Here is a 23517-nt window from a genome sequence, read left to right on the forward strand (position 1 = left end):
TACGACGACAGAACAGAGCGAACCAGCTAAGGCGGCAGGCATGAACACCACGACGTCGGAGCCGGAGGGCACGGTGCCGTCCGAGAGCCCGCGGCGCAACTTCGTCATCGCCAGCGAGACGACGACCGAGATCCCGGTCCATCTGCTGTTCCGGGACGACACCGGACCCCGCGCCCTGCGGCCCGCCGTCGTGGCCCGGCGGCAGGGCACGGGGGAGCAGCCTAAGGTGGTGCAGCACGAACCGTCCGCCGACACCGGGGATCCCCACCCGGGCGAAAGTGCTCCGCAGAACCCCGACCGGTCCGGCGGCCGGCAGCCGGCCGTCCACAACCGCCCGGCGCCGCCCGACCCCGAGCTGACCGAACGCCCCGGGCCCGTACTGCCGGGCTGGACCGCGCTCGTCGCGGGCGGCTGTTCGCTCGCCGGGATCGGTGCGGTGCTCTGGGGGACCGGGGCGGTGCCGGGCGCGCTCGCGGCGGTGTTCGGACTGACCCCGCCGCCCTACCGGGGCATCGGGATCTGGCTGTGGTGCCTGCTCACCCTCGGGGTGATCCTGGCCCTGTTCTCGCTCGGCGGGCTCGGCCGCGGTCTGGCCGGCCGGGCGTGGGTGCTCACGCTCTGCGGCGACTACCGGGGCACCGTGCGGCGTACGGGGCTGGTGTGGGTGAGCCCGCTGGTGCTGCGCCGGCAGATCGATGTCCGGGTACGGCACTGGCGCAGCGGGCCGATGCCGGTGGTCGACGCCGAGGGCACGCCGCTGCGTACGGTGGTGCTGGTGGTGTGGCGGGTCAAGGACACGGTGCGCGCGGCGCTCGGCGTCGCGGACCACGAGGCGTATCTGGGCGAGCAGGTGGAGGCGGCCACCGCACGGGTCCTCTCGCAGCTGCCCACCGACGCGTTCCTTCCGGGGGTCGCCACCCTGCGCGACGCGGAGGCGGTCGGGGACCGGTTGACGCGGATGCTGGCGGCGGAGTGCGAGGCCGTCGGGATCGAGGTCTTCTCCGCACAGCCCGTGGTCATCGAGTACGCGCCCGAGGTGGCGGCCGCCATGCAGCGCCGGCGCGTCGCGGCGATCGACGCCAAGCACCGGGAGGTCGTCCTGACGTCGGTGGTGGACGCGGTCGACGAGACGGTGGGCAGGCTGACCGAGCGCGGCCTGGTCGAGCCGGACGACTACGAGCGCAAGGCACTGGTGAAAGACCTGACGGTTGCCTTCTACACGGGGCGGGCGGGTGCCGTCGAGGCCCCGTGATTGGTCTGGACAACGTCAACGGGCGTCAATACATTGGAACTTGGTCTAGACCGGAACAGGCAGTACCGCACGCGTGCAGCAAGTGCCTCGGAACTCCCCCACGTTCTACCAGGAGCCAAGCATGCGAAAGAAGATAGGCGCGGTCGTGGTCGGCCTCGCCGTGACAGGGGCGACTCTGCTCGCCACCGGCAGCGCGAGCAGCCACGGCTACACCGACTCACCGATCAGCCGGCAGAAGCTCTGCGCCGACAAGACGGTGGGCAACTGCGGGCAGATCCAGTGGGAGCCGCAGAGCGTCGAGGGCCCGAAGGGCTTCCCGGCGGCCGGTCCCGCCGACGGCCAGATCTGCGCCGGCGGCAACGGCCAGTTCGCGCAGCTCGACAACCCGCGCGGTGGTGCCTGGCCGGCGACCAGGGTCGGCTCGGGGCAGAACTACACCTTCCGGTGGCAGTTCACGGCCCGGCACCGCACCACCGACTTCAAGTACTTCATCACCAAGCCCGGCTGGAACCCCAGCAACCCCCTGACCCGGGCGGACCTGGAGTCGCAGCCCTTCCTCACCGTCCCGTACGGCGGTCAGCAGCCGCCGGCCACGCTGTCCCACTCCGGAAGCCTTCCCCAGCGGTCGGGCCGCCATCTGATCCTGGCGGTGTGGACGGTGCACGACACGGCGAACGCGTTCTACGCCTGCTCCGACGTTCAGTTCTGACCTCCGCCCGTCATGGACGCGGCGACTCCTTCCGCCCGGGGTCGTCGCGTCCTGGTATGCCGAAGCGTCCGGCGTGCGAAAAATCCTGCGGGCACCCGAAGATCTGTGGGCATGCGAAAAACCTTGCGGGCTCTCCGGTCGACCGGAGAGCCCGCAAGGTGAGGTGTGCGCCGCCAGGGACTCGAACCCCGGACCCGCTGATTAAGAGTCAGCTGCTCTAACCAACTGAGCTAGCGGCGCCTCTTTCGTCAGCCGCTCGGCGGCCGACACGTCAATAGTACCTGGCCCACAAGGGTGCTCCGGACCAGGTACGGGAGGGCGGAGACGTCCGCTAGATCGCGAGCGAGAGCACCACCGGGGCAGCGCGGCGGTTCAGGGCGTCGGCGGCCGAGCGCAGCCGGTGCGCGTGCTCGACCGGGAGCGACAGCGCCAGGCAGCCCACCGAGGAGCCGGCCGTCAGCGGTACGGCGGCGCAGACCGTGCCCACCGCGTACTCCTGGAGATCGAGGACGGGGACCGTCGGCGGCTGGCTGTCCAGCTTGGAGAAGAGCAGCCGCTCGCTGGTGATCGTGCGGGACGTCAGCCGGGCGATCCGGTGGCGCGAGAGGTGGTCGCGGCGCCCGTTCACGTCGAGCTGGGTCAGCAGGCACTTGCCGACCGCGCTCGCATGGGCCGCCGAGCGGAAGTCCACCCACTCGTTGACCTTCGGTGTGCGCGGGCCGTCCGCGAACTGGGTGATCTTGACCTCGCCGTCGATGTAGCGGCTGATGTAGACGGCGGCACCGACCGAGTCGCGCAGCTCGGTGAGGATTTCCTGGAGCTTGGCGGACAGAGCCTCCTTGCGGGTGGCGCCCGAGCCCAGCAGGACGAGTGAGTCACCGATGACATAGGCGCCGTCGGCGACCTGCTCCACATACCCCTCGCGGCGGAGCATGGCCAGCATGGGGGCGAGATGGCCGGTCGGCAGACCGGTCTCCCGTGCGATCTGTACGTCGGTGACCCCGCCACCGTGCTTGGAGATCGTCTCGAGGACACGCAAGACGTAGTGCACCGAGTGGAACGGCGCGGTCGGCTCGGGCTTCAGCGCCACGGTTTCCCCCTACCAGGTCGCTACCGTCAGCTTCCCCACCACGATAGCCGCCAAGGGCCCTTTCCGGGGCCGCTGTTGGCGCAAATGATGAGGGCCCCGGCCGCATAAGCTGGGGCCCTTCGCATTGGCATATGCCAGGGACATGCCTCGTCGATGGAGCGAGAGGTCAGAGCACCGCACCGAGGAACTCGCGAGTACGTTCGTGCTCGGGGTCCGAGAAGATTTTCTCCGGCGGGCCCGACTCGATGACCTTCCCGGCGTCGAACATGAGCACGTCGTCCGAGATGTCCCGGGCGAAATTCATCTCGTGGGTCACACAGAGCATGGTGATGTCCGTGGTGCGCGCGATGTCACGCAGCAGGTCCAGCACCCCGGCGACCAGCTCGGGGTCGAGCGCCGAGGTCACCTCGTCCAGCAGCAGCACCTGCGGCCGCATGGCCAGCGCCCGGGCGATCGCCACGCGCTGCTGCTGACCACCGGAGAGCTGTGTCGGCTTGGCGTCGGCCCGGTCGGCCAGCCCCACCATCTCGAGGAGGTCCCTGGCGCGCGCCTCCGCCTCGTCCTTGGACATGCCGAGGACCCGTACCGGCGCCTCGGTGAGATTGCGCAGCACGGTCATGTTGGGGAAGAGATTGAACTGCTGGAAGACCATGCCGATCTGCTTGCGCGCCTCGCGGCGCTCCTTCTCGCCGGCCGGGAAGAGCTTCTTCCCGTTCACCGTGATCGTGCCCTGGTCGGGGCTTTCCAGGGTCATCAGCAACCGCAGGATCGTCGTCTTCCCGGAACCGGACGGGCCGATCAGCGTGACGTGCTTGCCCGGGCGGACCGAGAAGCACAGATCGTCCAGGACCGTGTTGTCGCCGAATCTCTTGGTGACGTTGTCGAACCGGATCAGTGCGTCGGAAGTGGTGTCAGCGGACAAGACGGCGCTCCAGGGCTCGTACGAGAAGGGAAGCCGGGTAGGCGATGAGGATGAAGGCGATACCGACCACGGTCAGCGGTTCGGTGTACTGGAAGGTCTGCGCGCCGAACTGGCGTGCTTCGTTGAGCATCTCCAGCACGCCGATGGCGAGCAGGATCGGCGTGTCCTTCAGCATCGCGATGACGTAGTTGCCGAGAGCCGGCATCACCCGGCGGAATGCCTGCGGCAGGATGACCGCGACCCAGGTGCGGTGGGTGGGCAGGCTCAGTGCCGTCGCCGCCTCCCACTGGCCCTTCGGTACGGCTTCGATGCCGGCCCGGTAGACCTGCGCGGTGTACGTCGAGTAGTGGAGCCCGATGGCGATCGTGCCCGTGGTCAGCGCGGAGAACTGGATGCCCCACTCCGGCAGCACGAAGAAGAAGAAGAACAGCTGCACCAGCAGCGGAGTGGTCCGGATGAACTCGGTGAAGACGTTCACCGGCCACCGCACGAACCGGGTCGGCGCCCGGAAGAGGAGCGCCCACACCAGGCCCAGGGTGAAGGAGATCAGCGAGCCGAGCACCAGCACCTGCAGCGTGACCAGGAGGCCGGCCCAGAAGTCCGGCATGAAGTCCGCCACCGCGGACCAGTCGAAGGAGTTCATCAGGAGGCACCTCCCGGCACGGTGGTGCCCGCGACCTTGTCCTGGGCGCGTCCGTTCAGGATCCCGCCGAAGAAGCCGGGCCCCGGTTCGCTGCCGATGTTCTGCTTCGTCTTCCGCTCCAGCGCCTTCATCGAACGCGTCAGCACCAAGGCGATGAGGAAGTAGATCACCAGGCTGATCGTGTAGATCTGGGCGCTGTCCTGCGTCGCCAGCCGTACGAGGTTCGCTGCGAAGGAGACGTCGGCCACACCGAGCAGCGACACCAGGGCGGTGCCCTTCAGCAGCTCGATCAGCAGGTTGCAGAAGGAAGGCATCATCTCCGGCACGGCCTGCGGCAGCAGGATCAGCCGCATCCGCTGCGCCGGGGAGAAGCTGAGCGCGATGCCCGCCTCACGCTGGGCGGCGGACACCGAGTTCAGCGCGCCACGCACGATCTCGGCGCCGTACGCGCCGTAGGAGAGGCCGAGGGCCAGAACGGCCGCGTACATGGGAACCAGCTGCCAGCCCAGGAGCGGCGGCAGTACGAAGAACAGCCAGAACATCAGCACCAGAGCGGAGGTGCCGCGGAAGATCTCGGTGTAGAAGCCGGCCAGGAAACGGACGACCCGCGAGTGGTGGGTGCGTGCCATGCCGACCGCGAAGGCGACGAAGGCCGCGAGGGCCGTGCTGTAGACCAGCAGTTGAACGGTGATCCAGATACCGGGCAGTACCCAGTTCTGCCAGAGTCCGGCTGTCATCGGCACAGCTCCTCGGCAGTGAGCGTGGTCATCTCGTCCTTGGTGAAGCCGAACGGCTGCAGGATGCGGAAGAGTTCACCGCTCTTCTTCATCTTGTGGATCTCGACGTTGAAGGCGTCGCGCAGTTCGGTGTCGGTGGGGCGGAAGGCGAAGCCGCCGCCGTCGACCTGCTTCTCGCCGTCGACGACCGCGGCGAACGGCTCGGTCGCCTCGGCCTTCGTGCTCTTCCTCACGACCTCACGGGTGGTGAGCGCGGTACCGGCGAAGACGTCGACGCGTCCGGACTCGACGGCGTTCAGCCCGGCCACCTGGTCCCGAAGGATCACGATGTCCTTCTCCGGTATCCCGGCGGCAATGGCGTAACCGATCTCCGCGTAGCCCGTTCCGGTGGAGAATCGTGCCTTCTTCTTGACCACGTCCTCGTAGCTGCGCAGGTTCTTCGGGTTCCCCTTGCGCACGATGAACGAGTCGAGCATCTGGTACTCGGGGTCGGAGAAGATGACCTGTTGGCACCGTTCCTTGTTGATGTACATCCCGGCCGAGACCACGTCGAACTGCTGCGAGTTCAGCCCCGGAATGAGCGAGGCGAAGTCGGTCGCGACCGGCTGCACGCGGTCGATCCCGAGCCGCTTGAAGATGACCTTGGCCAGCTCAGGGGCCTCGCCCGTGAACTCGCCCTGCTCGTCCACATAGCCGTACGGCACCTCGCCCGCGATGCCGAGGCGTACGGTGCCCTGGGACTTGAGCCGGGCCAGCGCGTCGCCCGACGGCACACGACTGCACCCTGCCGTACCGGCGACGGTGAGCGCGCCTGCGGCCGCCGTGCCGAGCAGCAAGGTGCGTCTGCTCATCGATCCTGGTTCTCTTGTGCGAGCCATGGGCGCGCGGCTACCCGGGTGTTCGTGGGGTATGCGTAGCAGATGGCCGACCGATACCTGACCGTTGCCTTGAGCAAGCGTGGCGTGGAGTGCACCGCCCGCCTGCTCGTCGACAAAGCCCCTCTGACCTGCGCCGCCGTCTGGCATGCACTACCCCTCGCCGGAGATGTGTATCACGCGAAGTATGCCCGAAATGAGATCTACGCGCTCTTGCCTCCCTTCGCTGCGGAGGAGCCCCCGCTGGAGAATCCGACCGTGACGCCGATCCCGGGTGATCTGTGCTACTTCACCTTCACGGACGTGCAGTTGGGCACGGACTCGTACGGCTACGAGTCCGCCGCCGCGCACCGTGGCCGCACCACGGTCGTCGACCTGGCGCTGTTCTACGAACGCAACAACCTGCTGCTGAACGGGGACACCGGATGGGTGCCGGGCATCGTGTGGGGTGAGGTGGTGGAGGGCCTGGACGCGATGGCTGACGCGTGCCAGGACCTGTGGCGCACCGGGGCGGCGGGGGAGACGCTGTCGTTCCGGCGTGCGTAGGGGCGTAGGGGCGTAGGGACGTAAGGGCGAGGGGGCGAAGGGGTGTAGCGGCACAGGGGCACAGGGGGAGGGCGGGTCGGGCGCGGGCGGGTGGTGTCTCGGCGGGCTCGGCCCCCTCCCCGCCCCTTCCCGCTGTACCGATGTGCGGCTCTGCCGCGTGGGAGCTCCGCGCGGACCCCGTACCGCGCTTCGCGCGGTGGCCTCCAACTCACCGACGCCATGACGGCCGTTGGTGGTGCGCCCCGCGCCGCCAGGCCGTCCGAGCCGGACTGCGTGTGCCGCTGCGCGGCGGCAGACCGGCGCTTGCCGCCGCCTGCGGACGGCGTCCTCGGCCCGAGGACCTCGAAGGCGATGGCCCGGGGCCACCGCACCGACAACGGCGGCCTCTTCACCGCTGATCGGACTCACGGACCGCCGCCCGACGGGGGAGGGCGGCGGTCCGTGCGCGTGGGCGGAGAGGGCGGGGGTGACGGGGGTGGGGACGGTCCCGCGCGGCGGTCCGCTACCCCGGCACCCCCGCCGCGTACAGCGCCTCGGCCCCCCGCAGTACCACCCCGTCCGCGTGCCGCGCACCGACCAGCTGCACGCCGATCGGCAGACCGTCCCCGTCCACACCGCACGGCACCGTCGCCGCCGGCTGCTGCGTCAGGTTGAAGGGGTAGCTGAACGGGGTCCACCCCGTCCAGCGGTGGTGCGGCGAGCCCGCCGGGACCTCGGCGCCGGCCTCGAACGCGGTGATCGGCAGCGTCGGCGTGACCAGCAGGTCGTACGAGGTGTGGAAGTGCCCCATCCGCCGGCCCAGAGCCATCCGGATGTCGACCGCCGCCAGATAGTCGAGCGCGCTGTACCGCTCGCCCGCCTCGGTGATCTCCCGCAGCCCCGGGTCGAGCAGCCCGCGCTGGTCCGCGGCGAGGTGCTCCACCACCCGGGCCGCGCCGCTGAACCACAGGGTGTGGAAAGCCTCGACGGGGTCGGTGAAGTCGGGGTCGGCCTCCTCGATGTACGCCCCGGCCTCCGCCAGTGCGCCCACCGCCCGCCGGACCGCCGTGGCGACCGCGGGCCTGACCGCGACCTGGCCGCCGAGTGTGGGCGAGTACGCGATCCGCAGGCCCTTCACCCCTTGGGCCAGCCCTGCCCGGACATCCTGCGCCGGGCCGAGGTGGGACCAGTCCCGCCAGTCGTCGCCGCTGATCACGTCCAGCAAGAGGGCCGCGTCCGCCGCGTCCCGTGTCATCGGCCCGACGTGGGCCAGCGTCCCGAACGGGCTCGACGGATACATCGGCACCCGCCCGTACGTCGGCTTCATACCGAAGATCCCGCAGAAGGAGGCGGGGATGCGCACCGAGCCGCCACCGTCGGTCCCCAGCGACAGCGCGCCCGCGCCGAGTGCGACGGCCGCCGCGCTCCCGCCGCTCGAGCCGCCCGCCGTGCGCGACGGGTCGTGGGGGTTGCGGGTCACGCCGTGCCGCGGCGAGTCGGTGACGGCCTTCCAGCCGAACTCGGGCGTCGTCGTCTTGCCGAGGAACACCGCGTTGTGCGCCCGCATCCGGGCCACGGACGGGGCGTCCTCCTCCCAGGGCCCGTCCTGGCGGACCGTCCAGGAGCCGCGCAGCGTGGGGCCGCCCCGCTGGAGGAGGATGTCCTTGACCGTGACGGGCACCCCGTCGAGCAGCCCCTCGGGTTCACCCGTTCGCCAGCGCCGCGCCGACGCCTCCGCCTGGGCCAGGGCCTGCTCCGTGTCGACCCGGACGAAGGCGTTCACCTGTGGTTCGACGGCCTCGATCCGTTCCAGCGCCGCGCGGGTCGCGTCGACGGGGGAGAAGTCGTTCTTCTCGTAGCCGGCCAGCAGTTGACGTGCGGTGAGGTCAGTCAGGCGAGTCGTCATGCATGGGGACGTACCCACGTTTCTTGTCCACCACGTTCGGCAGGGGCTGTCCGGAGGACCACAGTTCGTACATCTCGACGAACTGCTCACCGAGCCGGTCGCGCCAGCCGACGGTGTCCCCGCTCATGTGCGGCGAGACGATCAGGCCCGGCACGTCCCACAGCGGACTGTCGGAGGCGAGCGGCTCGTGCTCGAACACGTCGAGGGCCGCGCCCGCGATCCACCGCTTCTCCAGTGCGGCGGCGAGGTCCTTCTCGACGACGAGGGGCCCGCGGCCGACGTTGACGAAGCGCGCGGAAGGCTGCATCAGGTCGAAGCGCCGGGCGTCGAACATGCCCCGGGTGTCGTCGGTCAGCGGCGCCGCGCACACCACCCAGTCGGCGCGGGCCAGCAGCGGATCGAGGTCGCGGGTGCCGTGGATGCCGTCGCGCGGCGTCCGCCCGACGACCGCGGTCCGAACCCCGATCGCCCGGAGTGTGCGGGCCACGGTGCGGCCGATGGGCCCCGCCCCGACGACCACGGCACGCGACCCGGCGACCGCCAGTCCTTCCCGGTGGTGCCAGCGCCGCTGCCGCTGGAGCTCGAGGGTGCCGGGCAGATCCTTGGCCATGGCCAGCACCAGCGCCGCCACGTACTCGGCGATCGGTGCTTCGAAGATGCCGCGGGCGTTCGTCACGACGGTGTCGGATTCGGCCAGTTCCGGGCAGAGCAGCCGGTCCACGCCGGCGCTCGCGGTGTGCACCCAGCGTGGCCGCGGCCCCTCGCCCGGCCAGGCGCGACGCACCGCGTCCGAGGTGAAGTCCCATGCCAACAGGGCGTCTGCGGAGGGGAGTTGGCCGGCGAGCGTGGACTCGTCCACGTATCTCACACGGGCCCGTCCGGTCAGTCGGCCGAGTCGCGGAGGGGGGTCCGCGGACAGTACGAGAAGTGTCGGTTCGGACATCGGTCGGAAATCGCTTCCTGACGTCTGACATGTACGGATTGACCACGCTCGCACCCCACCCTACCGTCGTCAACAAGACACCAAGGGGGCCTGCGATGGACGTCTCCTTCCTCGGTGGACCACAGCCGCAGCATGGTGTCGGCGTGGTCGCCCCGTTCGATTTCGCTCTGGACCGTGAGCTGTGGCGCTGGGTACCCGACGACGTCTCGCTGCGGCTCACCCGCACCCCCTTCGTGCCGGTCGGGGTCTCCCTGGACCTGGCCCGTCTGGTCAGCGAGCACGAGACGCTGCGCGAGGCCGTACGGGCGCTCGGAGCGACCGAGCCCGAGGTCGTCGCCTACGCCTGCACCTCGGGCAGTTTTGTGGGGGGCATCGCAGGGGAACGCGCCATGTGCGAGGTGATGAACACCGCGGGTGAAGTGCCCTCCCTCACCACCTCCGGAGCGCTGCTCCAGGCGCTCGCAGAGCTGGGCGCCGCCCGCATCGCCCTGCTCACGCCCTATACGGAGTCCGTCACCCGCTCACTGGAGGAGTATCTGGGAGAAGCTGGAGTAACGGTGACGGGCCGCGCCTTTCTGGGACTGACCCGGCACATCTGGAAGGTCCCGTACCGGGCGGTGGTCGACATGGCGCGTGAGGCGGTGGTCGGCGCGGCCGACGCGCTGTTCATCAGCTGCACCAATCTGCCGACGTACGACGCGATCCCGCAGTTGGAGGCGGAGCTGAGGATGCCGGTGCTGTCCGCCAACCAGGTGACGATGTGGGCCGCGCTGCGCACCATCGGTGCCCGGGCCGTCGGTCCTTACCAGGCACTTCTGATGGAGCCGGAGGCGCTCGCGGGGACACTGCCCGAAGTACCGCCGGAGACACGCACCGAAGAACAGGAAGGCTGGACATGACGACGGTCGGACTTCTCTACCCGGGGCATTCCGCGGAGGACGACTACCCACGGCTCGAGGTACTGCTCGACAGCGACATCAGGCTGCCCGTCGTCCACACCGACATCGGCGAGGACGCGCACCGCGTCGACGCGCTGCTGAAGATCGGCTCGCCCGAGCGGCTGGCCGCGGGTGTCGAGGCGCTGCGCCTGGAGGGGGCCGAGTCGGTCGTGTGGGCGTGCACCAGCGGAAGCTTCGTCTTCGGCTGGGAGGGCGCCCACGAGCAGGTCCGCGAACTCGCCAGGGTGGCGGGGATGCCGGCGTCCAGCACGTCTTTCGGCTTCGTGCACGCGGTACGTCACCTCGGTGTGCCGAGGGTCGCGATCGCCGCGACCTATCCCGCGGACGTCACCGAGCACTTCGCCGCCTTCCTCGAGAAGTCCGGCGCCGTGGTCGTCTCGGGCCGGGACGCCGGCATCCTGACGGCCCGGGAGGTCGGCACCTGGGGTCGCGAAGAGGTCCTCGAACTGGCGCGCTCTGCCGATCACCCGAACGCCGACGTGGTGCTGATGCCCGACACCGCGCTGCACACCGCCGCGTATCTGACCGACCTGGAGTCCGCCCTGGGCAAGCCGGTCGTCACCGCCAACCAGGTGACCGTGTGGGAGGGTCTGCGGCTCGCGGACCGCCGCGCCTGGGGCGACAAGCTGGGCAGGCTCTTCGCCCGCTCCGACTGAGGTCCCCTCCGACTGAGGTCCGCTCCGACGGGTCCGCTTCGACGGGTCACCTCCGACCGAGGTCCGCTTCGACCGAGCCGCGGGCCCTGCCCGTCGGCCGGCCGGTGCCCCCAAGGGGGGAACCGGCCGGCCTCGTGTACGGCGACGCAGGACCCGGCCGTCCGCCGGTCGTGCCCCGTCCTCCTCGCACGGGCCATCGCCGAGCCCACCAGCAGCGCGAGCAGCAGGGCGCCGCCCACCATGACCGGGATGTAGATCAGGCAGTACAGGGCGACGTGCAGGAAGCTGCGGCGGAAGCCGGGGTCGTCGAAGGCGCGCAGGTAGTTGTCGACGCCGACGAAGAGGGTCTGCGTACCGCCGAACCCCAGACCCGACGTGGCCTGGTCACGGAAGAGGCTCATCCAGACGGCGTAGCCGACGGGGGCGACGAGAGTGGCGAGGAAGAGGAGGAAGAAGGGGGGCGATGAAGAGCACCGGTGTGGTGCGCCGCCCTGTGCCGGGCCGGGGTGCCATCGGCGGCAACTCCTTGGGACGGTCGGCCGGTCGGGCCGGGCGCGGACCCGGCCCGGGGCGCCTCCGGGGAATAACCGGAGATGCCCTCCTGTTGACCGCCGAGGCTACGCAAGACAGAGGCAGGAGGGCCCGACGGTGAACGCAGAGGACGCAGAGGACGCAGAGGTCACGGTGGAGGCAGAGGTCACGGTGGACGACATCCGGGGCGCGGCGGCCGGGACCGCCCCCGTACCCCTTTCCGTGCTCGACCTCGTCACCGTCGGCAGCGGACGCACCGCCACCGACGCGCTGCGCACCAGCGTCGACATCGCCCGCCTCGCCGAACGCCGCGGCTACCACCGGCACTGGGTCGCCGAGCACCACTCCATGCCCGGCGTCGCCTCCTCGTCCCCGGCCGTGATCCTCGCCCACCTCGCCGCCCACACCGAGCGCATCCGCCTCGGCTCGGGCGGCGTGATGCTGCCCAACCACGCGCCGCTCGTCATCGCCGAGCAGTTCGGCACGCTGGAGGCGCTGGCCCCCGGGCGTATCGACCTCGGCCTCGGCCGGGCGCCGGGCACCGACGGTGCGACGGCGGCGGCCCTTCGGCGCACCGACCGTCCCCCACTGCCCTCCGGGCGTGGGGGTGCCCCCATTCACTCGGGCGCCGACGACTTCCCGGAGCAGCTGGCCGAACTGACCCGCTTTCTCGACGACGACTTCCCCGACGGGCATCCGTACGCCCGGGTCCACGCCGTGCCCGGCCCCGTCCAGGCCACCTCGACCGGCGGCGTCCAGTCCCCGGCCCGCCCGCCCCTCTGGCTGCTCGGTTCCTCCGGCTTCAGCGCGCGGCTCGCCGGGGTGCTCGGTCTCCCGTTCGCCTTCGCGCACCACTTCTCGGCGAAGAACACGATCCCGGCGCTGGACCTCTACCGCGAGTCCTTCCGGCCGTCCGCGGTGCTCGACGCACCGTACGCCCTCATCGGCGTCGCGGCGCTCGCCGCCGACGAGGAGCACGAGGCCCGCCGCCAGGTCCTCACCGGCGCGCTGTCCATGCTCCGGCTGCGCACCGGCCGGCCCGGACTCGTCCCGACGCCGGAGGAGGCGGAGGCGTACGACTTCGGCCCGATGGAACGCGACTTCGTCGACAGCTGGCTGGCCAACATCGTGCACGGCACGCCGGGGGCGGTCCGGGCGGGCCTGGACGACCTCCAGAAGCGGACGGGGGCGGACGAGCTGATGCTCACGGCGAACGCGCACGGTGGCGCGGCGAGGGTGCGGAGCTACGAGCTGATCGCCGACGCGTACGGGTTGCCGGGCTGAGGGCGCCGGAGGCGGGCGGCGCCTGCGGCGGGCGTTTCCCCACCCCGCCCCTTCCCCGAAACCGGGGCAGGCCCCGGACCCCGTACGGCCTTCGGCCGTGCCCTCGATCGCCGGGCGGGCCGCATACGCGGCCCCGCTGGGGGCACCTCCCACGGCTGCCGGGCCGTAGGGGGAGATTGAGGCGCGGGGGCCCGGGGGCAGAGCCCCCGGTTACGGGAAGGGGCGGGGTGGGGAAACGGCCCCGCGCCCGCGCGTGTCAGCCCGCCGCGCCCGCGTGCGCCGCCCCGCTCGTGTCGGCGGGCGCATCCGCCCCCGGAGCCGCGCGCAGCATCTCCGCGATCCGGTCCGGCCCCACCGCACGTGAGTACAGCCACCCCTGCCCCGTGTCACAGCCGATGCGCCGCAACCGGGTCGCCTGGCCCGAGGTCTCCACGCACTCCGCGGTGACCGTGAGGCCAAGCCGGTGGGCCAGTTCCACCAGGGCCTGGACGATCGTCTCGTCCGCCGGGTTGGCGGGGGCCTCGTCCTGGAAGCCGCGGACAAACGTTCCGTCGAGCTTCAGTACGGATACCGGCAGCCGGCTCAGATACGCCAGGTTCGAGTAGCCCGTCCCGAAGTCGTCGATCGCGATGTGCACACCCATGTCGCTGAGCGCCTGCAGCGCCTGCAGCGGGCGTCCCGCGGAGCCCATCACCGCCGACTCGGTCAGCTCCAGCTGGAGCAGATGCGGGGCCAGCCCCGTCTCCGCCAGGATCTCGGCGACGTCCGCGACCAGGTCGGAGTCCCAGACCTGGCGTACGGCGACGTTGACGCTGACGAAGAGCGGCGGTACCCCGGGGTGGTCGAGCTGCCACTGCCTCGCCTGCCGGCACGCCGTACGCAGCACCCACCGCCCGAGCTGCACGATCGAGCCGTCCTCCTCCGCGATGGCGACGAACCGATTCGGCGTGAGCGTGCCGAACTGCGGGTGGTTCCAGCGCACCAGCGCCTCCACGCCCCGCGTCACTCCGTCCGCCATACCCACCAGCGGCTGGTACTCGAGTGTGAACTCCCCGCGCTCCACTGCGGGGCGCAGCATCGAGGAGAGTGCCTGGCGGGTCATCCGGTGCGCGTTGCGCTCGGGGTCGAACAGGGTCCAGCGGGACTTGCCGTCCTCCTTCGCCCAGTACAGCGTCGTGTCCGCGGCCTGCATCAGCCCCGTGGCACTGGTGCCGGTCACCGTGCGCTCGACCACGCCGATCGAGGCGGAGACCGACAGCCGCTGCCCGGCGAGGTCGAACGGCTCCTGGAGCGCCGCCAGGACCGACCTGGCGAGGTCGGCCACCTGCTCGGTGCCGGTGGAGTCCTCGACGAGGATCGCGAACTCGTCGCCGCCGAGCCTGGCGACCAGGTGCCCGCCGCTGCGCCCGCAGCCGTCGCCGGCGTCCGCGCATTCGGTCAGCCGGGTGGCGACCGCGGCCAGCAGCCGGTCGCCGACGCGGTGCCCGAGGGTGTCGTTGACGGCCTTGAACCCGTCGAGGTCCAGGTAGCACAGACCGATCCGGCCGGTGGAGCCCTGGTCGAACGGGGACGACTCGAGCGCTGCGGTGAGCCGCTCGAAGAACAGCGTCCGGTTCGGCAGCCGGGTCACCGGGTCGTGCATCTGGAGGTGCCGCAGCCGGGCGCGCAACTCGCGGCGGTCGCTGATGTCCGCGACCGACAGGAGCACCGTCGTGCTGTCGGGCACCGGCGCGACGGTGACCTCGGCCCACAGGGCGCGCCCGTCCCGGTGCTTGAGCCGGCGGGTGCAGCGGAACCGCGAGCGGCGTCCGCGCAGTACCTCGCGGTAGGCGTGCCAGGTGCGGGCATCGGAGGCGAGGTCGATGAGGTCGGCCGCGTGTTGGCCGCGCAGCTCGCCGGGGCGGGTGCCGAGCAGCGCGGCGAGGGCTTCGTTGGCGCTGACCACCAGGCCCTCGGGGTCGACGACGGCCATGGCCAGCTGTGCCGCGTTGAAGGCCGCACGGTAGTCGCGCAGTTCGGTGGAGTTCCGGCCGAAGGTGTGACGCTCAGTGACCGTGGGTCGGATGCTTCCGGGGACTGCGACGCCCGCGGGCCCTTGTCCTTCGGAGGTTCCGCTCACCGCTCACTCCCGCAGTGCAGTTGTGTCGTACAGGGTCGTACAAATGTGGTCGGGGGATGGCCCGCCAAGGCATTCGACGAAGAAATCCAGCAAGAACTCGGGGAAAGTGTGCCGATCATAGAGCCAGCGGAGCCGGCCGTTCCAGCCTGACCATCATGCGACAGGGCCTCCAGAGGGAGCGGTCGATCGTTTCTGCGCGGGTCGGGAGCGGGGTCTGCCGACCACTGACCACTTGTGACTTTCTGTGAGCCATCGGAGTGTCGCTGTCCTCGTCCAGGCATCGGGCCGGTGTCGGACCGCTCACCCGAGTGGGGCACCGGAACAGGGCGTACTGCCGGAAACCGCCACAGGCTGGGTGGCGCATCCCGTATTCCGCTGCCGGAGGTCCACGTGGAGGGTCAGCAGTCGCCAGAGGGAACACCCGGGAGAGTGGAAAGGCTGCGCAACGCCGCGGCCGCACTCACGTCTCTCATGGCCTTCACGGCCACCTCGCTCGTGGCCGGCCCCGCGGTCGCCGACACGATGGGCGGCCCCTGCGCACTGCCCCGGACGGCCGCGCACCACTCGCTGGGGCTCGACACCTGGAACGCGGCGTACACCCGGCCGGCCACGGAACTCGACGCGGTCATGGTCTTCCTGTCGTTTCCGGACTCCGTGCCGCTGAACCGGCCCCAGGAGCTCGTCGCCGACCACTTCCCCGCCACCAGCGACTTCTTCCGGCGCGCGTCCTACGGCACGTTCACTCTCAACGCCCACCCGCTGCCCCGATGGCTGCCGATGCCGAAGCCCTCGGTCGCCTACGGGATACAGCGCGACTGGGAGCCCGAGCACCGGGCCGCGTATCTGCGGGACGCCGTCGCCGTGGCCGACGACCGGGTCGACTTCTCCGAGTACGACATCGTCTACCTGGTCGCCGACCCCGACGCGCCCGGCGTCGACTCCGACGCGACCAAGGTCGTCAACTTCGACCGGCCGCTGCGCGCCGACGGCACCGACATCCGGCGGGTCGTCACCGTCTTCGAACGCCATCCGCCGGACCGCAACGTCCTCGCCCATGAGACCGGCCACGTCTTCGACCTGCCGGACCTCTACCACCGGCCGGTGGACGGCCACGGCGACTGGGACACCCACGTCGGGGACTGGGACGTCATGGGCAGCCAGTTCGGTCTGGCGCCCGACCTGTTCGCCTGGCACAAGTGGAAGCTCGGCTGGCTCGGCGGGTCCGAGGTGCGGTGTGTCGACTCCGGGCCGGACGGCGACCTGGTGACCCTCGAACCCGTCGCCGCCGCGCCCGCGCGCGGCGGCAGCATCGGAACCCGGTTGGCGGTCGTACGGACGGGACCGCACACCGCGCTCGCGATCGAGGCGCGCGGCGCCACCGGCAACGACTCCTACACCTGCACCGAGGGAGTCCTGCTCTACCGGGTGGAGGGCGAGACCGCGTCCGGTGGCGGCCCCATCGAGGTCGTCGACACGCATCCGGAGACGGAAGCCTGCCGGCAGGAGTCGGTCTACCCGCCCCTCGCGGACGCGCCGCTGCGGGTCGGCGAGACGTTCACCATGCCGGGGCCACCGGGCGGGCGGGTGCGGGTGGAGGTCGCGGAACGCACGCAGACGGGGTCGTGGACGGTGAAGGTCACCAAGGCCTGAGGGCTGTCCCGTGAGGTTGGGGACGCGAGCCGGACACGAAGAGGGCCCCTCGCTTTCGCGAGGGGCCCTCTTCCGTCTGTGCGCCGCCAGGGACTCGAACCCCGGACCCGCTGATTAAGAGTCAGCTGCTCTAACCAACTGAGCTAGCGGCGCCTGCTGACGTCGTAGACCTTAGCACCCTGATCTGCGGGAGGAAAAATCGATAAACGCGCACCTCCGGAAGCCTGCGTACGTACCGCCCGCACACACGCCCACAGCAGGACCTCCGGGCCCGGCAGCCAGGGCCGGCGGGTGTCGGGCGCGACCAGCCAGCGGGGCTCGGAGGCGTCGTCCGCGGGGGTCAGGGGCGGTACGGTCACCGCGTCGCCCGTGCCGTGGCAGAGCAGCGGCGGCACGGCGTCGCCCCACTCCTCCCAGTCGAGCAGCGACGGCAGCCGCCGGGCCGTGCCGGGTGCGGCGAACAGCATCATCCGGCTCCGGTGCATCGCCACGGGCCCGGAACCCGGGCCCTCCGCCCACAGCCGGTCGAGCATCCGGCGACCGAACGTCGCGGGCGCGTTCACCACGTCGAAGACCGAACCGCACGGCAGGACGGCGGGGGCGGTGGGCCGCTTCTCCCACTGTGCGAGCGCGGAGCGCGGATACGTCTCCGCGGAGGCGAGCCAGCCCGCGCCGGGGGGCGTCACCCGGGCCGCCATGTGGTCGTGGCCGTCGGGGACGGCGTCCGGCAGGAGGGAGGGGTCGCGAAGCCATGCGGTCATGCATCCAGACTTACCGTGGGTGACGCTGCAATTTCACTTGGTTCGCGGAAACGGGGACAGGGTGGGGTGCAGCGGGGTATCTTTCGCCGGCCATCTTCGATTGGCATATGACGGCGGGGTCGGCGAGGCGGTCGCGGCCGGGCCGGTGGAGCGCCGGGACGGCTCTGCCGCGGCTCGCGCTCCGCGGGGCTCCCCCGGGTGCCGGCGCGTCAGCGGTCCCGTTGCCGCAGGGCGGGCGCGCCGTGGCTTGGAGCTGCCGAGCAGGTGGACACCGGTACCGCGGCGCGGGTCGTCGGCGGCCGTGGCACCGGGGCCGGGCCGTCTCCGGCCGTCCGGGGCTGCGGGGTCGGCCGGGTCGGCAGGGGCTGCGGGGGCGGCAGGGGCTGCGGGGGTCAGTGAGGGCTGCGGGGGCAGCCGGGGCAGCGGGGTCAGTGGGCTCCGCGCAGCAGGTCCCTGCCGAAGTCGATCATCTTGCGGGCGTAGTCCTCCGTCCAGCCCGCCCGCTCCCCGATGTCCGTCGGCGTCAGCCGGTCGAAGCGGCGCGGATCGGCGAGCTGGGCCGCCGCGACGGCCTGGAACTCGACCGCGCGGTCCGTCGCCGCCCGGAAGGCCAACGTCAGTTCCGTCGCGCGGTCCAGCAGCTCGCGGGGGTCGTCCATGGACTCCAGGTCGAAGAAGTGCTCGGGGTCGGCGGCAGCCTCCGACGGCTCGAACAGCAGGGGGGCAGGCCGCACCCTGCGCTCGGTCGTTCGCTCCGGTTCCGCCATGTCCGTACTCCTCCTCGCGTCACGGCCCGCACTCCCGGACCGCCCTCCATTGTCCCGCCCCGCGCAAGACCGTCTCAGGCCGTTCCCGGGTCCCACCGCACCCGGTGTTCGGCCAGATGCGCGAGCACCGCGTGGTTCGCCTCCCAGCCGTCCGGGAACTTCACCGTCACGCCCAGCTGCACCGGCTCCGTCGACGGGTGCTCGTCCAGCAGCTCCTCCACCCCTTCCCGGCAGACGACGATGCACGCGTGCCGGTGGCGGGAGGCGAGGACGCACAGGCGCCCGGTCTCCAGGTGGAACGCCGTCGCGTCCGGCCGCCCCGACAGCGGGTGGAGTACGACGGTCACGTCGTACTCCCGGCCCTGGAGCCGGTTGGCGGTGTCGACCGTGACGCCGGCGACCCCCAGCTCCGCCAGCGAGGCGCGCACCACCGCCGCCTGGTCGCGGTGGGCCGTACCGACGGCGATCCGGCCGGCGGTGAGCGGCACCGGCTCCGCGGACCGCTCGGAGACGGCGGCGCCCCCGCGGTCCAGCAGCCGGCGCACGACCAGGGCCACGGCCCGCACCGCCTCCGGGTCGGTACGCGGAGTGTGGCGCGCGGGCAGCTCCAACAGGCCCCATCCCGACTCGGCGGCCTCGTCGAGGACCCGGTCGGGCCCCGAACCGTCCGACGGCACACCGAAGGCCAGTCGCCGGTCACCGTCGTCCGTGCCGCTCCGGAACGGCGTGTACGGGTAGAACGCGGCGGACACCAGCGGCGCCGCCGACGCCGGCAGCCGCCAGGAGACGGGCAGGCGGTGCTGCGGCAGGTCCGGGTTGTGCGCCAGCAGCGTCGAGACCGCGCTGGCCGACGGGTCGTAGGAGAGCCCGGCCCACTGCTCGGAGCCGACGATGGAGAACGGGTCCAGCTGCCCCGGGTCGCCCACGAACAGGGCCCGTTCGAAGAGCCCGGCCACGGCGAGCAGGGCGTCGGAGCGCATCTGGTACGCCTCGTCGACGATGGCGTGCCGCCACGGCTCGACGCCCTGCACATGGGCCCACTTGGCGGCCGTGGAGATGACGACGTCCAGACCGGTGAGGTCACCCGCCTTCGCCGACGTGCGGACGTTGTCCAGACCGTCGAGAGCCTTGTCGTACGGGTCGGAGTCGTTCGAGTGCAGACGGCCGACGGGCAGTCCGGGCTCCTTCTCCGCGAGCCGCAGCACCAGGTCGTCGACCTGCGCGTTGGTCTGCGCGACGACCATCAACGGGCGTCCTGCGGCGGCCAGTTCGAGCGCGGCGCGTACGACGAGGGTGGACTTCCCCGCGCCCGGCGGCGAGTCGACGACGACGCCCCTGGCGGAGCCGTGGAGCGTGTCGTGCAGGATGCCGGCGGTCGCGCGCGCCGCCTCGGCGCCGGGGTCGGGCACCCGCCGACCGGCCCCGACGGGGGCGGTCGTCTCCCGGTCGGGCGTTCTACGGGCGGGCATCTCACGGGGGGACGTCACAGCAGGTCCTCCGGGGTGACGCGGTCGGGGAGCTCGGCGGCGTCGGACCGCGGGGGACCGCCGTGGGTCCACGGCGTCTCCTCCGGGTCCGGCAGCTTCGGCCCGCCCCGCTGGTCGTGCTCGAACAGGGTCCAGGCGATCCGGTCGCCCTTGACCGGTACGGAGCCCTCCGCGGGGACCTTGGCACGGCCCATCCGGTCGGTGATCCGCAGCACCAGCGTCCCGTCGTCCTCGTACCGCACGAACTCCGCCGTCTGCGGCTTGCCGTCCAGCGAGCGGTACGTCTTGATCCTGCCCTCGTCCTGGCTCGCGGCCCGGCCCGCGCCGCCGCCCTCGGCCGGAGCGGCTCCCGGCGCGCCGTGCCCGCCGAGGTGCGGGCGGTCGTCCGTCCGTACGGTCAGCAGCGGGCGGGGGCTCGGCCTCTTCGACTCGGACCAGGTCATCTCCACGTCGATCACCTCGGAGACGAACGCCTCGCCCGCGAGACGGCGGCCCGCCAGCACCAGCGGGTCGTCCAGTGCCTCCTGGGCCTCCAGCTGCGCCTGCGCGGTCTCCCGCGCGGCGAGCTTCCGTGCCGCGGTCACGGCGTCGTCGTGCCGGGGCTGCGGCGGTTCGCCGGCGCGGACCCGGTCACGGTGGGCCGTGAACGACCAGCGGTCGCGGGTCCAGCGGTCCTCGACGCGGGAGCCCTCCGGAAGCTCGCGTACGAGATCGAGAGCCCGCCACACCGACGTCCAGGTGGGCCGCATCCGGTCCGCGACCAGCCGCCGGACCTCCCGTTCCGCACGGTGCAGTTCGCCCAGCCGCTCGTCGGCGCTCGCCCCGTCCTCGGCGGCGGCGAGCAGCTGCCGGGCCCGGTCGTAGCGCTCCATCGCGGGTGCGAGCCGCCGGTTGTCGAACACGGGGTCGGTCGCCGGTCCGGCCGGCGGACAGAGCAGCATGCCCTCCCGGTCGCGGCCCAACTCGGCCCGCAGCGCCGCCTCGGCACCCGACTCACCCTCCGCCACGTCGATCCAGGCGAGCAGTGCGCCCAGATGCTGGTCCTCCAGTGAGGACTGGCCCGTCGCCCAGTGGCGGTTCAGCAGATCCGTCGCGGCGAGCAGCAGTGAGGAGCCGGGAACGCGGGCGCGCTCGCCGTAGTGGGTCAGCCACCGGCCCAGCAGCGGTACCCGCGGCGGCGCCGGATACGGCGTGTCCGGGTCCTGCTCGGCCGTCCGCCGGAACCGCATCGAGCGGCCCAGCAGCCGTACGAACTCCACACCGGCGCGGCTCGGCACGATCAGCTGCGGGGCGTCCGCGCACAGCTCCACCTCGACGGTGACCTTCTTGCCGGTCTCCGCGTCGGCCTCCTTGCGCTCGACGACTTCGACGTCGTCCCCGAAACCGTCCAGATAGGGAAGGAGCACATCCGCCAGCTCGGCGAGGAACGCCGAGCGCAGGTCGCGGTCACGGGGCTGCGCCACGACGAGCAGCCGCGGCTCCTCGCGGTCCGTGCCCACCAGCGCGCCGAGTGGCGCCCCGGCCTCGCCCGCGGTCGTCAGCGGTACGAACACCATCGGACGCGTCGACAGCCGCCGGTGGCGGACCGTCGCCAGCGGCTGGGCGCGGCCGGTCTCGACGGCCTCCAGCCGGGCGAGCGTGGCGATCAGCGACATCCGCCCGCCCCCTGCGCCATGGCGGCGGCCTCGTGTGTCCCGACCGTGTCGGCTCCCTGCGCCATGGCGGCGGCGGCCAGTGCCTCCGTCCGCAGTGCCGCGGCCCGCCGGAGCGCCGCCACCGCCGGGTCGGCCGGGTCGCCCGTCTCGCCGCGGGCGGCCGCCAGCACGCCGCCCACCGTCGTGAGCCCGCCCAGCTCCCCGCGGACCGACCGGCCCAGCGCCTCCACCGCACCGGTCCGCCGGGCCCGGTCGCGGCAGTGGAACGCCAGCTCGCACGCGGCCAGGCACTCGGGCGCGTACGCGTGCGGGACCGACTCGACGGCGGCTGTCAGCTCGTCGGCCGAGCACGCCTCGAGGTCGAAGGTGACCCCTTCGGGCAGCCCGGCGGCGATGTCCTCGACACGGGTCAGCCGCGCCAGCTGGCGGCGCGTCACGGACAACTGCTTGCGCACGTCCACGACGGACGCGGTCGGCAGATTGGAGAAGTCCTTGGGACAGACCAGCAGGATGCCGTGCGCGATCCGCGCGTCGTCGGTGACGGCGGCGACCCGCTCCAGGGCCAGTACGTACACCGCGGCCTGGCGGGCCGCCGCACCGACCTTCGACGCGTCCGCCGACCCGTCGATCATCGGGAACGACTTGATCTCCACGACCGTCCACCGGCCGTCGGGGCCGACCACCACCGCGTCCGGTTCCAGATACGCGGGCGAGCCCGCCACGTCCAGGGCGAGCAGGGGATGGTCGAGCAGTGTCCACGTCCCGGCCGCCGTCGCCTCGCGCAGCGCCAGCGCCGTACGCGCCGTGCGGCCCTCGGGCCCGGCCGCCGACAGGTCCGGCATCAGCGCACCGGCCGGATCGTCCAGACCGAGCAGGCGCAGCAGCTCCTTGCCGCCGTCCGCCTTCACCTTCGCCTCGAAGGCGTTGCCCCGCATGAACGCGAACTGCGACTGCCCGAACGTCCCCGGTGAACCGAGCGCGGTGGCCAGCGCCGCCTTGTCCACCCCGGCGCCGTCCAGCAAAGCCCGGCGCTCGCACCCCGGGTTGACGGCGAGCGCCGCCAGCGCGCGGGCATCGAGCGGATGGGGCTGCGCGGCAGGACCGCGCAGCTCAGCGAGCCGCTGCCGGAGTGCTGTCGTCGGCGCCTGCGGAGGGGGTCCGCTGCCCAGGGATTCGCTCACCCGCGGAAGTCTCGCATCCGCCACCGACAACAGGGGACCTCGAGACGGTCGCAGCGAATCCGAACCGCTTCTGTACGAGGTCGGCGAACCGCATCGCGGGCCTGGTGAGCAGTGCTCCCACACCCATCACGGCCGCGCCGGCGACCGCGTCGAGGAAGTAGTGGTTCGCGGTGCCCATCACCACGATGGTGGTGAGCAGCGGGTAGCCGACGGCAAGGGCCCGCAGCAGCGGTGTACGGCCGTGCCGCCACAGCATCACGCCGCACCACAGGGCCCATCCGACGTGCAGGCTCGGCATCGCCGCGTACTGGTTCGTCATCGCGCCGAGACCGCGCGGGGCGCTCGCGTCCGTGCCCCACCAGCCGTACGAGCTGTACTGCGCCATCGTGTCGACGAAGCCGTGCCCGGCGTCCAGCAGCCGGGGCGGACAGGTCGGCATCAGTGTGAAGCCCACCAGCCCGAGGAGGGTCGAGACCATCAGCCAGGTGCGGGCCGCGCGATAGCGGAGCGGGCGGCGGCGGAAGAGCCACACGAGCAGAGCCGGGGTGACCAGGTAGTGGAGGGACGCGTAGACGAAGTCGGCGGGTATGCCGATCGCGGGGACATCCGTGAAGAGACGGTTCAGCGGATGCTCGGCGTTGAGCAGGAGCGCCTTCTCGGCCCGGAGTATCGCAAGGCCGTGGCCGACCGCCGTCGAGACGTCGCCGCGGGCGAGGAGCCGCCCGCCCGAGTACGCGGCGTAGACGACGGCGATCAGCAGCAGCTCGGTCCACCAGCGCGGCCGGTGGAGAGGTGCGGTCCGCGGCATCCGTCAGTCTCCGTCTCGGTGGTCGTGGCCGGTCGCTCGGTCGTGGTCGGCGCTCGG

21 protein-coding genes, 2 tRNA genes and 1 pseudogene are annotated in these 23517 nt (G+C 71.9%); 7 read left to right on the forward strand and 17 right to left on the reverse strand.

Annotated elements, in window-relative coordinates:
- Positions 1-40 precede the first annotated feature (40 nt).
- Both AB0903_RS10390 and AB0903_RS10395 read left to right on the forward strand, forming a co-directional pair.
- On the forward strand, positions 41-1252 hold the full coding sequence (locus tag AB0903_RS10390) for an SPFH domain-containing protein (RefSeq protein WP_366701037.1): 1212 nt from the start codon (positions 41-43) through the stop codon (positions 1250-1252).
- Positions 1253-1373: 121 nt separating this feature from the next.
- The gene (locus AB0903_RS10395; RefSeq protein ID WP_366701039.1) at positions 1374-1961 is read left to right on the forward strand and encodes a lytic polysaccharide monooxygenase; all 588 of its coding nucleotides are present in this window, start codon (positions 1374-1376) and stop codon (positions 1959-1961) included.
- A 166-nt stretch (positions 1962-2127) separates the two neighbouring features.
- Here the strand turns inward: AB0903_RS10395 and AB0903_RS10400 are convergent.
- The 6 genes from AB0903_RS10400 to ehuB all read right to left on the reverse strand — a co-directional run bounded on the left by AB0903_RS10400 (position 2128) and on the right by ehuB (position 6231).
- Positions 2128-2201: transfer RNA gene (locus AB0903_RS10400), tRNA-Lys, on the reverse strand.
- A gap of 91 nt (positions 2202-2292) precedes the next feature.
- A complete protein-coding gene (locus tag AB0903_RS10405; RefSeq protein WP_366701041.1) occupies positions 2293-3051 on the reverse strand; it encodes an IclR family transcriptional regulator C-terminal domain-containing protein in 759 nt (252 codons plus the stop codon).
- 166 nt (positions 3052-3217) lie between these two features.
- Positions 3218-3973 carry an ectoine/hydroxyectoine ABC transporter ATP-binding protein EhuA gene (gene ehuA / locus AB0903_RS10410; protein ID WP_366701043.1) on the reverse strand — a complete coding sequence of 252 codons (756 nt, stop codon included), beginning with the start codon at positions 3971-3973 and terminating at the stop codon, positions 3218-3220.
- Positions 3963-4616, reverse strand: coding sequence for an ectoine/hydroxyectoine ABC transporter permease subunit EhuD (gene ehuD / locus AB0903_RS10415; protein WP_366701045.1), 654 nt, complete (start codon positions 4614-4616; stop codon positions 3963-3965). Before ehuD ends, ehuA begins: the two co-directional genes overlap by 11 nt.
- Positions 4616-5353, reverse strand: a complete 738-nt coding sequence (gene ehuC / locus AB0903_RS10420; RefSeq protein WP_366701047.1) for an ectoine/hydroxyectoine ABC transporter permease subunit EhuC — start codon at positions 5351-5353, stop codon at positions 4616-4618. The genes ehuD and ehuC overlap by 1 nt, the downstream gene beginning before the upstream one ends.
- Positions 5350-6231 (reverse strand): ectoine/hydroxyectoine ABC transporter substrate-binding protein EhuB, encoded by an 882-nt coding sequence (ehuB, locus tag AB0903_RS10425; RefSeq protein ID WP_366701049.1) that lies wholly within the window; start codon positions 6229-6231, stop codon positions 5350-5352. Before ehuB ends, ehuC begins: the two co-directional genes overlap by 4 nt.
- Before the next feature lie 42 nt (positions 6232-6273).
- Here ehuB and AB0903_RS10430 point away from each other — a divergent pair, with 42 nt between their 5' ends.
- On the forward strand, positions 6274-6774 hold the full coding sequence (locus AB0903_RS10430) for a DUF3830 family protein (RefSeq protein ID WP_366701051.1): 501 nt from the start codon (positions 6274-6276) through the stop codon (positions 6772-6774).
- 502 nt (positions 6775-7276) lie between these two features.
- On the opposite strand, the gene AB0903_RS10435 is transcribed toward AB0903_RS10430, so the two are convergent.
- Both AB0903_RS10435 and AB0903_RS10440 read right to left on the reverse strand, forming a co-directional pair.
- Entirely contained in the window at positions 7277-8659 is a 1383-nt protein-coding gene (locus AB0903_RS10435) for an amidase (protein WP_366701053.1), read from the reverse strand.
- A complete protein-coding gene (locus AB0903_RS10440; protein ID WP_366701055.1) occupies positions 8640-9602 on the reverse strand; it encodes a D-2-hydroxyacid dehydrogenase in 963 nt (320 codons plus the stop codon). The genes AB0903_RS10435 and AB0903_RS10440 overlap by 20 nt, the downstream gene beginning before the upstream one ends.
- 95 nt (positions 9603-9697) lie before the next feature.
- Here AB0903_RS10440 and AB0903_RS10445 point away from each other — a divergent pair, with 95 nt between their 5' ends.
- Together AB0903_RS10445 and AB0903_RS10450 are read left to right on the forward strand one after the other, a co-directional pair.
- Entirely contained in the window at positions 9698-10501 is an 804-nt protein-coding gene (locus tag AB0903_RS10445) for a decarboxylase (RefSeq protein WP_366701057.1), read from the forward strand.
- The gene (locus AB0903_RS10450; protein WP_366701059.1) at positions 10498-11217 is read left to right on the forward strand and encodes a decarboxylase; all 720 of its coding nucleotides are present in this window, start codon (positions 10498-10500) and stop codon (positions 11215-11217) included. Before AB0903_RS10445 ends, AB0903_RS10450 begins: the two co-directional genes overlap by 4 nt.
- 179 nt (positions 11218-11396) lie before the next feature.
- On the opposite strand, the pseudogene AB0903_RS10455 reads toward AB0903_RS10450, so the two are convergent.
- A pseudogene (locus AB0903_RS10455) lies at positions 11397-11730 on the reverse strand (sugar ABC transporter permease); the annotation flags it as partial.
- A gap of 171 nt (positions 11731-11901) precedes the next feature.
- Between AB0903_RS10455 and AB0903_RS10460 the strand changes: the two are divergent.
- Positions 11902-13032, forward strand: a complete 1131-nt coding sequence (locus tag AB0903_RS10460) for an LLM class flavin-dependent oxidoreductase (protein ID WP_366701180.1) — start codon at positions 11902-11904, stop codon at positions 13030-13032.
- Positions 13033-13288: 256 nt separating this feature from the next.
- Here AB0903_RS10460 and AB0903_RS10465 read toward each other — a convergent pair whose 3' ends face one another.
- Positions 13289-15151 carry an EAL domain-containing protein gene (locus tag AB0903_RS10465; protein ID WP_366701061.1) on the reverse strand — a complete coding sequence of 621 codons (1863 nt, stop codon included), beginning with the start codon at positions 15149-15151 and terminating at the stop codon, positions 13289-13291.
- A gap of 390 nt (positions 15152-15541) precedes the next feature.
- Between AB0903_RS10465 and AB0903_RS10470 the strand changes: the two genes are divergently transcribed.
- Positions 15542-16801 carry a M6 family metalloprotease domain-containing protein gene (locus tag AB0903_RS10470; protein ID WP_366701063.1) on the forward strand — a complete coding sequence of 420 codons (1260 nt, stop codon included), beginning with the start codon at positions 15542-15544 and terminating at the stop codon, positions 16799-16801.
- Between the two features lie 79 nt (positions 16802-16880).
- Here AB0903_RS10470 and AB0903_RS10475 read toward each other — a convergent pair.
- From AB0903_RS10475 to AB0903_RS10505, 7 genes are all read right to left on the reverse strand, one after another.
- Positions 16881-16954: transfer RNA gene (locus tag AB0903_RS10475), tRNA-Lys, on the reverse strand.
- On the reverse strand, positions 16945-17562 hold the full coding sequence (locus tag AB0903_RS10480; protein WP_366701065.1) for a bifunctional DNA primase/polymerase: 618 nt from the start codon (positions 17560-17562) through the stop codon (positions 16945-16947). Before AB0903_RS10480 ends, AB0903_RS10475 begins: the two co-directional genes overlap by 10 nt.
- A gap of 428 nt (positions 17563-17990) precedes the next feature.
- Complete coding sequence (locus AB0903_RS10485) at positions 17991-18329, reverse strand: hypothetical protein (protein WP_366701067.1); 339 nt, start codon at positions 18327-18329, stop codon at positions 17991-17993.
- Positions 18330-18403: 74 nt separating this feature from the next.
- Complete coding sequence (locus tag AB0903_RS10490) at positions 18404-19798, reverse strand: AAA domain-containing protein (RefSeq protein WP_366701182.1); 1395 nt, start codon at positions 19796-19798, stop codon at positions 18404-18406.
- 14 nt (positions 19799-19812) lie between these two features.
- Positions 19813-21471: a hypothetical protein gene (locus AB0903_RS10495; protein WP_366701069.1), complete on the reverse strand. Its 1659-nt coding sequence runs from the start codon at positions 21469-21471 to the stop codon at positions 19813-19815.
- Complete coding sequence (locus tag AB0903_RS10500; RefSeq protein ID WP_366701071.1) at positions 21462-22652, reverse strand: hypothetical protein; 1191 nt, start codon at positions 22650-22652, stop codon at positions 21462-21464. Before AB0903_RS10500 ends, AB0903_RS10495 begins: the two co-directional genes overlap by 10 nt.
- Complete coding sequence (locus AB0903_RS10505; protein WP_366701073.1) at positions 22582-23460, reverse strand: phosphatase PAP2 family protein; 879 nt, start codon at positions 23458-23460, stop codon at positions 22582-22584. The genes AB0903_RS10500 and AB0903_RS10505 overlap by 71 nt, the downstream gene beginning before the upstream one ends.
- Between the last annotated feature and the right edge of the window lie 57 nt (positions 23461-23517).

It is taken from the genome of Streptomyces sp. NPDC048389 (assembly GCF_040706335.1).
Classification (GTDB): Bacteria; Actinomycetota; Actinomycetes; order Streptomycetales; family Streptomycetaceae; genus Streptomyces.